A 12,785-nucleotide genomic window follows, 5' to 3' on the forward strand; every position below is an offset into this window, starting at 1 on the left:
GATTATGCGGTGTTTGGGGGGACGAATACCTAGTCGCCCGACGTCTGTACCCGGCGGAAAGCGCGCTTCAACATATCCAGTTCGGCGCGCAGCAAGTTGACCTCGGCTCTTATGTCGTCAGCCGCCGCCGTTCCAGCGATCACAGTGAAATCAGCAAGTTTCTGTGACGTTTCCCGGTCCACGATCAGAAAACTGTGGACCCCGTCGGACAAGGCTTCGGTGGGGACTTCTACGCTCAGAGCCCATCCGCCTTTGGTCGGAGACAAGGCAACACCATCCAGTTCTTGCCCCAGATACCGAACTTCGATCCGAGGTTCCGTTTCTGCTGAAAGGTGCCCGTGCCAGATGCCGTTTTCCAGTCGGGTGGGCGTCAGAATAGGGGGTGTCATATCCAAGTAACTCACAAATCGGCACGGAAGTGGCGGCAGAAGGTCAGGTCGCGCAGAATGATGCGGTTCATTGCGGGATTGTCCATGATCAAGTCCAGCCAAACCTTATCAATGCGCCGTTCATTCAAAGGTAAATGCGCCAGATCGAAATCTGCCACGCTGGAGGTGTGGGATATGTCAAGCGGACGCAGGACCTGATCGGTATTTGGGCCGTGCTGGATATTCAGCCGCGCCATGATGCTTGATGGACGCTCTGCCTCGGCATGCACGTCAACGCGCACCAGATGTTGTTTGCTGAATCCTTGCGTGGCCTCAACAGGCAAATCAACGGTCAGGGACAGGAATGATCCGGTGAAACCGAATACCTCAAGGCTCAGTCCAAATGCGGCAAGGTCGGCGTCCCGCGTGTTTCGCGTTTGACGGATTCCAATCTCGGACAAACGGCAGTCATGGAACAAAGACACATGCTGATCCACCGTGACTTTACGAGGGGCCGATGCCACACCGGAACGCGGCAGCGGTCCCCGCCAAAGATCCGGCCGCCAGTACCAATCTGTTCCCAGCGGCTTAGGAAACTGAGACGAGCCAATCAGCGGGCGCATCAGTTGACCGTCTGCTTCGTGAATCAAGTGGTCGAGGTGACCGCGCAGCCTGCGCGCCTCGTCTCGTTGTGCGCGCAAAGTCGCGGGCGCGGCGTCTGATGCAGACTGTGCAGCCTGACGCCAACGCGCAAGAACTTTGCGGTGTATATAGCGATCCAGAAGTCTGCCCATAATCCTATCGCCTGAAGGTACTTCTCTTTAGTCAAAGACAGCGATCAGGATAAAGCGGAATTCGAACAAACAGGATTAATTTTCGCGAAACGCCATTACGCTTTGGGCTGGGCAGTCCGGTGGCGTTCTGATACGTCAGGCGGCGTTCTTGCAATCAACCGGGTCTATGCGTACCGTCCGGCACCTGATTGCTGTGGATCATCCGAAAAACTGCATACCAATTTTTGATACAAGGCCGGGGCATGGAACCCACTCTTTTTTCATTCATCTGGAAATATTCAAAGAAACAACAGCTTGTGTTGCTGGTTCTGACTGTATTCTCGTTTCCGTTTCTATATGCCTCGCTCGAACTGCCAAAGCAGATCATCAACGATGCCATCGGTGCGCCCAGTGATAGCGTGACGGTAATGGGCGTGACGTTCACGCAGGTGCAGTATCTTCTGATCCTCTGCGTTGCGTTTCTGGCGACCGTGATTGCCAGCGGATTGATGAAGATGCGGATCAACACAATGAAGGGCGTGCTGGCCGAACGGATGCTGCGCCGCCTGCGCTTTACGCTGATCCATCGTACCATGCGGTTTCCCAAGTCCTATTTTGCCACCACCAGTCAGGGTGAGTTGGTATCCATGATCACATCCGAGGCCGAGCCGATGGGCGGGCTGATGGGCGACGCCATCGCACAGCCGGTGTTTCAGTTTGGTCAGATGATGACCATTGTTACTTTTCTGTTCATGCAAAGCGTCTGGTTTGGTTTGGCCAGTATCGCACTGATCCCATTGCAAGCCTGGCTGATCCCTAAGCTACAGCGGCAGATCAACCTTCTGAACAAAGATCGCATTCAGGAAGTGCGCAGGCTGAGCTCTGAGATCGGCGAAAGCGCGGCAGGGATCAGTGATCTTCGTGCGAATGGCGGCTGGCGGTATCGCCTGGCACAGTTCAGTCACCGACTGGGGACCTTGTTCGAGATCCGTTTCAAGATCTACAACAAGAAGTTCTTCATGAAATTCCTCAACAACCTGATCACGCAGATCACGCCGTTCCTGTTCTATTCAGTAGGCGGGTATCTCGCGATCAAGGGCGAGGTGACTGTGGGCGCGCTTGTCGCCGCATTGGGTGCTTACAAGGATCTCAGCGGCCCGTGGAAAGACCTGCTGACCTATTACAATCAGGTGCAGGACATGTCGCTGCGGTGGGAAGTTGTGACCGAGCGTTTTGCGCCTGACAACATGATCCCCGAAGAGTTGTTTTTGGGCGAACCCGAGACCATTCCTCATCTGACGGGCGCGATTCAGCTTCAGAACATCACCGTTCGCGATGGTGACGGAAAGACGGTCCTGGAAGACATCGACTTGACCATACCCAAGGGTGCCCGTGTGGCCATCAAGTCATCAAACGCGGCCGAACGCAGCGCTTTGGCACAATTGCTGACTCGGGAAATTTTGCCGGTTCAGGGGGACGTCGTCATAGCAGGGCACGATCTTCAGGGCTTGCATCAGGCTGTGATCGCGGCGCGGATCGGATATGCATATTCTCGCCCTTACCTGTTTGATGGCACGCTGGGGGACAACCTGCTTATGCCGCTGCGAACCCATCCTCAGCATGAGGAAGACGCAAAAAAGGCCCCTAGCCGATGGCAGATCGAAGCGGAACGCGCCGGAAACCCAGTGGATTCCTTGTCTGATGACTGGATTGATCCCGGACTGGCCGGTCTGGAAGATGCCGAAGAAATCCGCGATTGGTGGTTCCAACTTGTTGAAGCGATGGGCATTGACGAGTTCATGTTCCGCCGCACGTTGCGCAGCCAGTTCGACCCGGTTCAGCACCCGACACTTGCGCGTGACATCGTGGGTTTACGCGAATTGGTTGCCGAGCGACTTCGGGAAAGAGGGTTGGATCGCTATGTTTACCGGTTCGACCCGGATCGGTTCAATCCAGCCGTTCCCTTGGGCGGCAACCTGCTTTATGCGGCTCCGTCGCGGGACATTTCTCCGGATATTCTGGCCGGTGACGGACGGTTCATGTCCATGCTGCGCGCGCATGAGTTGGACGATGACGCGATGGGTATCTCAAGCGCGGTTCTCAAGACACTGAACCGCACGTTCGGGCGCGACGGGACAGACCACCCGCTGTTCCTGCGCCTTGGTATGACCAAGGAGATGTACTATCGGCTGCTGGATATCGAGGAACGGCGCATTGCCAAGGGCGACGACGCGATCAGCGAACGCGAGCGCGCATTGCTGCTAACGGTCCCTTTCCTGTTGACGGCCGAGCAGATCGGCCCGGATTTCCCGGATGAATACAAAGAAAAGATCCTTTCGATCCGAAGCAATCAGGCTGAACGGTTGAGAACATCAATGGATGGAATGTTCATCCCCGTAGACCCTGATGCCTATATCGGGCGCATGACGGCTATGGAGAATGCCCTGTTTGGTCGGATTTCGCTGACGGCAGGGGCCCACGCGGATGACATTGAGGATGTTGTTGCCGAAGCCATGAACGAGGCCGGTTTACGTCGCCGTGCAGCGGCCATCATCTATGACCTGCCATCCGGCTTGGGTGGAAACAACTTGCCGACGGTCTTCCAGGAAAGGGCCGCTTTCTCGCGTGCGGGGATCAAGCGCCCCGACGTGCTGATCCTCGACAAGGCACTGGCCAGCCACGATTCCGAAAGCCGCCTGCGCACGCGACTGAAGCTGCGCGAGTTGTTGCCGGATTCGATCATGATCTTCATGGAGGACAGCTTTGCCCATCCCGAAGCCTATGACCTGTTCGTCGAGATCAAAGATGGGCGCATCGACGGTGTCTCGAAAGCGACCGCCGAGGAAGACGCCAGCGTTGTCGGCGATCTGGGCCGCAAGCTGAAGATCATTTCATCGACCGAACTGTTCGCCGGAATAGATGCCAAAAACCAGCGCCTGTTGGCGTTTTCGGCGCAATGGTATGATGTAGCAGCCGGGCAAGTGATATTCTCACACGGGCAAGCGCCGGATGCGGCGTATCTTTGCATTTCCGGTGAGGCCAGTCTTGAATGGCCCGAAGACGGCGGCGGTTCCCGTCCGATTTCAACAGTCGGGCCGGGCCGGTTGATTGGCGATCTTTCAATCATAACCAATGATCCAAGGCAGTTGAATCTGGTCGCGATAAGCGACTGTTCGTTCCTTCGAATCGGTGCGGAGGAACTTCGCGCTGTCGTCGAAAGCGATGCGGGTGTGGCCGTTCAATTGCTGGAAACCGTTGCGGGTTATCTGAATTCTCTGGCAGATCAAATAAACGCCACAAAAGATTCAACCGAATTCTGGGAAGAGTTTGACCTAGCAGAAGGTGAAAGTAACCGTGTCTGAACCCCGCCCAGCGTACTACGCCGCACATGAAGGTCTGGTTGCCGAAGCGCGCCCAAAGCCCGAGCTTTGGCGCCTGCTTGTCGGCTTGGGCTTGGTCGCTGTTGTGGTCACCGTACTGAACCTCGTTCTATTCAGCGTGGTAGTGGGCTTTGGGTCAAATGCGGTGGCCGAAGGGTTTTTGACAGGGTCTACACCGCTGGCGATGATTATTTTATTGTCTAGTTTTGGCTTCGTCACGCTAGGCGTCAGGATGGCGGTTCGGCGGCTTCAAAATAGGTCGCTGGGTTCTGTTCTTGGCTCATTTCGAAGAAGTGCGCGCCAATTCTGGGTTGTGTTTCGCGCGCTGCTGATCCTTGGTTTGGTGATCGCAGTCCTGCCACCCTATGACATGGGGACTCCGTTGACCCCTAATCTGGGTCTCTCCACGTGGTTAATGCTGTTGCCGCTGTCGCTGCTAGCGGTACTGATTCAAACCAGCGCCGAGGAAGTGCTGTTTCGCGGGTACATACAACAAAGCCTTGCAGCACGGTTCCAGTCCCCCATCATTTGGATGGGGCTGCCGTCCCTGTTATTTGCCCTTGGTCACTACGCGCCGGCTGCTGCAGGGGACAATGCGGGGCTGATCGCGTTGTGGTCTTGCATGTTCGGCCTGCTTGCGGCTGACCTCACGGCGCGGTCCGGCACGCTGGGCCCGGCTATCGCCTTGCATTTCTTCAATAACCTTATTGCGCTGCTGCTGATCTCGTTGCCAGACAACTTGAGCGGCCTGGCCCTTTTCATTCTGCCCTATGACATGTCCGACACGGATATAGTGCGCGGATGGTTATATGTAGACTTCGCCGTCATGATCGTCGGCTGGCTGACAGCACGCCTTGCGCTCAGGCGTTGATTGCATTTCTTTCCGCAGCGTCTTATTTGACCTCAAAGCCGCACTAGCAAGGTTCCGATATGAACTGGATCACAAATTACGTCCGCCCCCGGATCAACTCGATCTTCTCGCGTCGGGAAGTGCCCGAAAACCTTTGGCACAAATGCAACGAATGCGGGACGATGCTGTTTCACCGCGAGCTGGCGGAAAACCAAAATGTCTGTACCCAGTGCGACCATCACATGGCGATCACGCCGCGGGACCGGTTCAAGCATCTTTTTGATGGCGGAATCTTCACCGAGGTAGACGTTCCCGCCCCCAAAGACGACCCGCTGCAGTTCCGGGATCAGAAAAAATATCCCGATCGCATGAAGGCGGCCCAGAAAAAGACGGGCGAAAAAGAAGCGATGCTTGTTGCCAAGGGTGAAATCGGGCGCACGCCGATTATTGCCGCCGCACAAGACTTTTCCTTCATGGGTGGGTCGATGGGCATGTATGTCGGCAACGCCATCATTGCCGCCGCGCAAGAGGCAGTAAAACTCAAGCGCCCGCTGATCCTGTTCTCGGCTGCGGGTGGCGCACGGATGCAGGAAGGCATTCTAAGCCTGATGCAAATGCCGCGTACAACGGTGGCAGTTGAAATGCTCAAGGAAGCCAACCTGCCTTACATTGTCGTGCTAACCCATCCGACGACCGGCGGGGTTACGGCATCATATGCGATGCTGGGCGACGTGCATATCTCAGAACCCAACGCTCTGATCTGTTTTGCCGGGCCGCGCGTTATTGAACAAACAATTCGCGAAAAGCTGCCCGAAGGGTTCCAGCGCGCGGAATACCTTTTGGATCATGGGATGTTGGACCGCGTAACCAAGCGTACAGAAATGCGTGAGGAACTGATCACCATCACGCGGATGTTGATGAATCAACCTCCTGCGGTCAAAGGTGACCTTCCAGCCCCCAAACCTGAAGAAGCACAGCCCGGCAATCCGGCTGACACTGCACAAGAGAAATGACCCCTCAGTCGTCGGACCTCATCCTCGAACGGATGATGGCGCTTCACCCCAAGATCATTGACCTGACCTTGGATCGCGTATGGCGTTTGCTGGCCGCATTGGACTATCCGCAGGAAAAACTACCGCCCGTCATCCATATTGCCGGAACAAATGGCAAGGGGTCGACCCTGGCCATGATCCGCGCCGGGTTGGAAGGGGCAGGTCTTAAGGCCCATGCCTATACCTCACCTCACCTGGCACGGTTTCACGAACGCATCCGCCTCGCCGGAGAATTGATTTCTGAACCTGCACTTACCGAAGTACTGGACGAGTGTTACGCCGCGAATAACGGCGATACCATCACGTATTTTGAAATAACAACCTGCGCCGCGCTGCTAGCATTTGCACGCACGCCTGCGGATTACACCCTGCTCGAAGTCGGATTGGGTGGACGTCTGGACGCGACAAACGTCGTGCACAATCCTGCGGTCACAGTAATCACCCCTGTATCCATCGACCATGAACAGTTTCTGGGGAATACCCTTGGAAAAATAGCGGCCGAGAAGGCGGGCATCATCAAACCCGGAGTCCCTTGTATCGTTGGGCCGCAACAAGATGAAGCGCTGGAGGTGATTGAATACACCGCCGCTCGCCTTGGCGCACCCCTGTTGATTCATGGCCAGCACTGGCATGTCGTCGAAGAAAACGGGCGTCTCGTGTATCAGGACGAAACAGGTCTGCGTGACCTGCCTCTGCCAAACCTCCTGGGCGCGCACCAGATTCAGAACGCAGGCGCGGCCCTTGCCGTCATGCGTCATTTGGATCTGGGTGACGACGCGTATGAGGCCGCAGTAACAAAGGCCGAATGGCCCGCACGGATGCAACGGTTAAAGTCGGGTCCCTTGGTCGAGCAAGCCCAAGATGCTGAACTATGGCTGGATGGCGGTCACAACGCCGCCGCGGGTGTTGCGCTTGCGGATGTGCTTGCGAAACTTCCGTCACGCCCAACGCATATGATCTGCGGCATGCTGAACACAAAAGATGTAACCGGGTACCTAAAGCCCTTGGCCAATCAGTGCCAAAGCCTGACGGCCGTTTCAATTCCGGGCGAGGCCGCAACCCTTAGCGCGGATGAAACCGCCGCCGCCGCCGCCCAGGTAGGACTGGCATCGACCACTGCAGACAGCGTCACAGATGCCCTTCAGTCCATTGTCGGCAATGATCCTCAGGCTCGCGTCCTGATCTGCGGTTCCCTCTATCTGGCTGGGAACGTCCTGCGCGAAAACGCCTGATACTTCACCTGGCCTAAAAATATCCCGGGGGAGGCGCGGCTTGCCGCGGCGGGGGCAGAGCCCCCTAATTCCCCCAATCCTGATCCTGCATTTCCCGCAGACGTGACGCGGTACGCTCAAATTCAAAGGTGCCTTCACCTTCGACATACAGCATCTCCGGCTCAGCCGCTGCCGAGCAGATCAGCCGCACTTTGGCCTCGTACAACGCATCAATCAACGTCACAAAGCGCTTGGCTTCGTTAAAGTTGTTCCGCGACAGACGGGGGATATCCTCTAGCACAAGAACCTTGACCGCCTCTGCGATGGCAAGATAATCCGCAGGCCCCAGCATCCGACCACAAAGATCATAGAAGCTGGCCCGTGCAACACCATTCCGAAACTCAGGTAACTCAACCGCACGGCTATTGACCTGCAATATCAACGGATCTGCAACGCCGCCGGACAGGTCGTTCCAGACCGAGCGGATGTTCTGCCGTGCTTCAGGTCCAATGGGTGAGAAATAGACAGGCGCACCTTCCAAACGGTTTTGGCGATAATCCGTTGGCGAGATCAGCTCCCACACCTGCAGCAGTTCCTTGATATGGGCAATGAACGGCAGGAAGAGTTGCCGGTTCAATCCATCCTTGTACAAGTCGTCGGGGTGACGGTTCGACGTCGTGATCACGACAACCCCACCTGCGTGCAGCAGATCGAACAGACGCCCAACGATCATGGCATCCGTGATATCCGTGATCTGCATTTCATCAAATGCCAGCAACCGAACCGACTTGACCACGGCGTCCGCAACTGGGGCCAAGGCATCTTCAACACCATCGTTTCTGGCCTTGTGCATACCGGCATGAATTTCCTGCATGAAGGCATGAAAATGCACGCGTCTTGCCGGAATACCGTCAAGGGCGTCGACGAACATGTCCATCAACATGGACTTGCCGCGCCCAACGCCGCCCCACAGATACAATCCTTTAGGCGGCGGGGGTGGCTTGCGAAACAAACCGCGCTTTACCGGTTTCGCCAACGCTGAGCGGATGCGTTCAAAATGCGGTAGAACTGCCTCTTGCGCGTCATCCCGTGTGAGGGTTCCATCTGCGACGCGAGCCTCATAAAGCGAAATCAAATCCGTCATAGCCCGAGGCATACCCTCTGCATCGCGCATTGAAAAGCAGCCAGACCTGCCCTGCATCAATTTTGCTTATCTACGGCCCCAAAACTTCTGAATTGACCGGACTAAATTTTGATTTAGCGTCTGCCTTCCAATGTCATGAGGTTTCAATGCCCCAGCCACCGCGCCGTCTGAATCCTATCCTGATCGTCGGTTGTATTATCGTGACGGTCAGTTTCGCCGTGCGCGCGTCATTTGGTGTGTTCCAGATCCCGATTGAACAAGAGTTCGGATGGCTGCGCACAGATTTTTCGATGGCTATCGCGATTCAGAATCTGGCATGGGGAATCGGACAGCCCATATTTGGCGCTATTGCGGAAAAAACTGGCGACCGGCGTGCCATCGTGTTGGGGGCACTGACTTATGCCGCTGGCATGGTACTGTCAGCGTGGTCGGTGACGCCGCTTGAACATCAGATGTATGCATGGCTTGTTGGGTTCGGCATTGCCGGGACGGGATTTGGCCTTGTGCTTGCCGTCGTTGGTCGTGCCTCTTCGGATGAAAACCGGTCAATGTCTCTTGCCTTGGTAACCGCCGCCGGCAGTTGTGGGCAGATAATTGGTGCTCCGGCAGCCGAATGGATGCTGACATTTCTTCCTTGGCAGCAGGTATTTATAGTCTTCGCCATCGCGATTCTTGCATTGATTTTGACGCTGCCTTTCATGCGGGCACCGCAAACGGTGTCGAAGGCAGAATTACAGGAAAGCATGGGGGAAATATTGGGGCGGGCCCTTCGCGATCCTTCCTACACCCTCATTTTTCTTGGATTCTTTAGCTGCGGGTATCAGCTTGGGTTTGTGACAGCCCATTTCCCTGCCTTCGTGACCGAGATGTGCGGCCCGATCATGTCGGGGGGTATTTTACATTCCATTGGCATCACAACGACATCGGCGCTGGGGGCCGTGTCCATCTCTTTGATTGGTCTGGCGAATATCGGAGGGACCTTGCTGGCGGGATGGGCCGGAAGTCGCTATCCCAAGAAATACCTTCTGGCGTCCGTCTACACCGCGCGAACTTTTGCGGCCGCAGCCTTCATTATCTTTCCGATCACACCACTTTCCGTGGTTGTCTTTTCGTTGGTCATGGGTTCGCTTTGGCTCGCAACCGTGCCGCTGACCTCGGGTCTGGTCGCGCATCTTTACGGTCTGCGCTACATGGGCACCCTTTACGGGATTATCTTTTTCAGCCACCAGCTTGGCAGTTTTCTGGGTATTTGGCTTGGGGGACGCCTTTATGACCAATATGGCGATTACACGCTGGTTTGGTGGATTGGGGTCGCAATCGGGGCATTCAGCGCAATCGTTCACCTGCCGATACGTGAAAACAGGGATGCAGTCCCCGCCTGAGCTAGACGGCTTCTTCGGGCATCAACAGTCCTTCTTTAACAAGGCGATCAGCCCACCCCTGCGCGCCCTCAAAGTGGTGCGTCTGCCATCCACGTGAATGCGCCGTTTCAATGTTTTCAAGGCGATCATCGGTGAACAACAAAGTATCGGGTGAAAGGCCGCAGTCTTCTTCGACCATTTGGTAGATAGGGACGTGTGGTTTGACCGCTTGCAGCCTGCCCGAAACATAGTGCCTGTCGAACTCGTTCAGAAATGGGTAGACCGTTGTCGCATAGTCAAAATTCTGTACTCCAAAATTGGTCAGAGCAAAAACTGGCACGCCTTTTCCCCGCAAAGCACGCTGTAAACGGACCGAATGCGGAATTTCGGGCGCGGCCAGTTCGATCCACTTATCGTGCCACATCCGGATTTCTTCGCGCCACTTGGGGTATTTCTCGGCCCAGTCATAGATCGTGTCCGTGAAGTGATGTCCTTGATCCACAAGGTCGTTCATTCCATGTAGATCGACTTCTTCAAACATGGCCCGGCGACGGTCTTCGCCGATCACCTTGTCGTAGTAACGTTCGGGCTGCCATTCGATAAGGACATTTCCGATGTCAAAAACTACGGCTTCAACCGCCATGAGCACACCTGTTCTGAAGGTTTATGTCGGCGCCGACTGAATCAAGCCAGGCGCCGATTGACAAGACCCAACCGCAGCGCAAAACGCCCTCCGGCGCGAGGACTATGCTTCTTGCGCTGCCCTCAATTCCCGTTCCAGCGCGTCCAGAAACCGCGATCTGTCGGCTTTGCCAAAGGGTTTGCCGCCACCACCTGCACCAAGCGGATTGGCGGCGCGAAGGTCTGCCATCAGGTCACGCATAGCCAGTTGTTGCCCAATATTGGCTGCGGTGAACGCTTCGCCGTTGGGGCGTAATACGCGCGCGCCAGCTTCAACACATTTCGCGGCAAGCGGGATATCGGACGTGACAACAACATCGCCTGCGCCACAACGTTCAGCGATCCACTTATCGGCCTCATCCGCACCCTCAGATACGATAACAACTTGCACCAGTGGATTGGCCGAAGGCCGCAAGCCACCATTGGAGACAAGAGCCATCTGCACCTTGTGCCGCGTAGCGACGCGTTCAGCCTCGGCTTTAACCGGACAGGCGTCGGCGTCGATGAACAGCGTCGTCACGCCTTCTTCGCCTTTTTTTCGGCTGATGTCTTGCGCACCTTGAACTCATCCGGAATGGGCATTCGGTTGAAAGCATCCAGACCTGCGATTTTGTACGCCTCGGCCAGCGTCGGATAGTTGAACGTATTCTGTACGAAGTAATCCACCGTTCCCTTCAGGTTCAGCACCGCCTGCGCGATGTGGATCAGTTCGGTCGCGCCTTCGCCGACAATCTGCACGCCAAGAACCCGCCGGGTTTTTAGCGAGAACAGCATCTTCAGCATACCATGTTCCAAGCCCATGATATGCCCGCGAGAGGTTTCGCGGAATCGTGCCACGCCGACCTCGTATGGGATGCCGCGCTCCTGCAGTTCTTCCTCGGACATGCCGCAGGTGGAAATCTCGGGCACCGAATAGATGCCATAGGGATACCACGGGCTTTCTGGGAGGGTAGGGGTCTCCAAGGCGTGACACGCGGCGACGCGGCCCTGCTGCAGCGATGTCGATGCCAGCGAAGGATGCCCGATCACGTCGCCCGTCGCATAGATATGTGGCACGGCAGTCTGATAGGTTTTGCGGTCCACGTTGATCCGGTTGCGGTGGTCTGTCTCAAGCCCCACGGCCGACAAGTTCAGGGCCGAGGTCGCACCCATTCGGCCAGCCGCAAATAGCAGCATCTCGGACCGCACGTGACGCCCATTGGCCAAAGTCACCTCGACATGGCCTCCTGCGTCTTCGATCTTTTCGACCGCGGAACCCAGACGCAGGTCCACGCCGTTCTCGCGGATCTGGTGAGTGAAATCGTGGATCAGGCGGCTGTCGATGAAATCCAGAAACGTGTCGCGCGGTTCGATCAGCGTAACCCGCACGTCCAGCGCCGAAAACATGGTGGCATATTCCACCCCAATCACACCTGCGCCAATCACGCAAAGCGACCTTGGGATTTCGGCCATTTCAAGGAAGTCATCCCCATCGACCACGGTCTTGCCATTAAATGGCACATAGTCGGGGCGGTAAGTTTTGGTCCCGGTCGCGATCAGAAACTTTGCGGCGGTCAGGCGGGTCGTGTCACCAGCGTCGGTCGCAACCTCAACCTCATGCGGGCCGACAAATCGCGCCAGCCCATTCAGGGTTTCCACGTGGTTTCGGTTGAACTGATGTTCCAGAACGTCAACTTCATGATCCAGCGTCATGTGCAGACGCGCCTTGAGGTCGTCGGCGCGGATCTGATCCTTCACCCGGTACGAGCGGCCATAAAAGCTGCGCTCGCGCCAGCCCGACAGGTTCAGAACCGTTTCACGCAGGGTTTTTGACGGGATCGTACCGGTATGTACTGACACGCCGCCGAACCGATCCTTTCGGTCGATCACCAGCACCCGGCGTTTCAGCTTACCCGCCTGAATCGCTGCCGACCGCCCCGAGGGGCCAGACCCGATGATGATCAGGTCGTAATCAAAGTCGCTCAT

General features: G+C 56.3%; 11 protein-coding genes. 5 read left to right on the plus strand and 6 right to left on the minus strand.

The window, feature by feature from the left end:
• Window positions 1-29: 29 nt before the first annotated feature.
• Both GOV87_RS16965 and GOV87_RS16970 read right to left on the minus strand, forming a co-directional pair.
• Window positions 30-389, minus strand: coding sequence for a hypothetical protein (locus tag GOV87_RS16965; RefSeq protein ID WP_171212560.1), 360 nt, complete (start codon window positions 387-389; stop codon window positions 30-32).
• An 11-nt stretch (window positions 390-400) separates the two neighbouring features.
• Window positions 401-1,162 carry a DUF6478 family protein gene (locus GOV87_RS16970; RefSeq protein WP_171125669.1) on the minus strand — a complete coding sequence of 254 codons (762 nt, stop codon included), beginning with the start codon at window positions 1,160-1,162 and terminating at the stop codon, window positions 401-403.
• Between the two features lie 242 nt (window positions 1,163-1,404).
• Here GOV87_RS16970 and GOV87_RS16975 point away from each other — a divergent pair, with 242 nt between their 5' ends.
• From GOV87_RS16975 to GOV87_RS16990, 4 genes are read left to right on the plus strand one after another with little or no spacing between them, the layout of a single operon-like run.
• Window positions 1,405-4,503: an ABC transporter transmembrane domain-containing protein gene (locus GOV87_RS16975; RefSeq protein ID WP_171212561.1), complete on the plus strand. Its 3,099-nt coding sequence runs from the start codon at window positions 1,405-1,407 to the stop codon at window positions 4,501-4,503.
• On the plus strand, window positions 4,496-5,392 hold the full coding sequence (locus GOV87_RS16980; protein WP_171212562.1) for a type II CAAX endopeptidase family protein: 897 nt from the start codon (window positions 4,496-4,498) through the stop codon (window positions 5,390-5,392). Before GOV87_RS16975 ends, GOV87_RS16980 begins: the two co-directional genes overlap by 8 nt.
• A gap of 59 nt (window positions 5,393-5,451) precedes the next feature.
• Window positions 5,452-6,384: an acetyl-CoA carboxylase, carboxyltransferase subunit beta gene (gene accD, locus GOV87_RS16985; RefSeq protein ID WP_171125675.1), complete on the plus strand. Its 933-nt coding sequence runs from the start codon at window positions 5,452-5,454 to the stop codon at window positions 6,382-6,384.
• Window positions 6,381-7,655, plus strand: a complete 1,275-nt coding sequence (locus GOV87_RS16990) for a folylpolyglutamate synthase/dihydrofolate synthase family protein (protein ID WP_171212563.1) — start codon at window positions 6,381-6,383, stop codon at window positions 7,653-7,655. The genes accD and GOV87_RS16990 overlap by 4 nt, the downstream gene beginning before the upstream one ends.
• A 64-nt stretch (window positions 7,656-7,719) precedes the next feature.
• Here the strand turns inward: GOV87_RS16990 and zapE are convergent, their stop codons facing one another.
• Window positions 7,720-8,778 (minus strand): cell division protein ZapE, encoded by a 1,059-nt coding sequence (zapE, locus tag GOV87_RS16995; RefSeq protein WP_171212564.1) that lies wholly within the window; start codon window positions 8,776-8,778, stop codon window positions 7,720-7,722.
• Window positions 8,779-8,924: 146 nt separating this feature from the next.
• Between zapE and GOV87_RS17000 the strand changes: the two genes are divergently transcribed.
• Entirely contained in the window at window positions 8,925-10,160 is a 1,236-nt protein-coding gene (locus GOV87_RS17000; protein WP_171212565.1) for an MFS transporter, read from the plus strand.
• A 1-nt stretch (window position 10,161) separates the two neighbouring features.
• Here GOV87_RS17000 and GOV87_RS17005 read toward each other — a convergent pair whose 3' ends face one another.
• From GOV87_RS17005 to sthA, 3 genes are all read right to left on the minus strand, one after another.
• Entirely contained in the window at window positions 10,162-10,782 is a 621-nt protein-coding gene (locus GOV87_RS17005) for an HAD family phosphatase (protein ID WP_171212566.1), read from the minus strand.
• 102 nt (window positions 10,783-10,884) lie between these two features.
• Window positions 10,885-11,340, minus strand: coding sequence for a YaiI/YqxD family protein (locus GOV87_RS17010; protein WP_171212567.1), 456 nt, complete (start codon window positions 11,338-11,340; stop codon window positions 10,885-10,887).
• The gene (gene sthA, locus GOV87_RS17015; protein WP_171125686.1) at window positions 11,337-12,785 is read right to left on the minus strand and encodes a Si-specific NAD(P)(+) transhydrogenase; all 1,449 of its coding nucleotides are present in this window, start codon (window positions 12,783-12,785) and stop codon (window positions 11,337-11,339) included. Before sthA ends, GOV87_RS17010 begins: the two co-directional genes overlap by 4 nt.

The sequence above is a fragment of the Ruegeria sp. HKCCA5426 genome, from assembly GCF_013034585.1.
Taxonomy (GTDB): Bacteria; Pseudomonadota; Alphaproteobacteria; order Rhodobacterales; family Rhodobacteraceae; genus Ruegeria.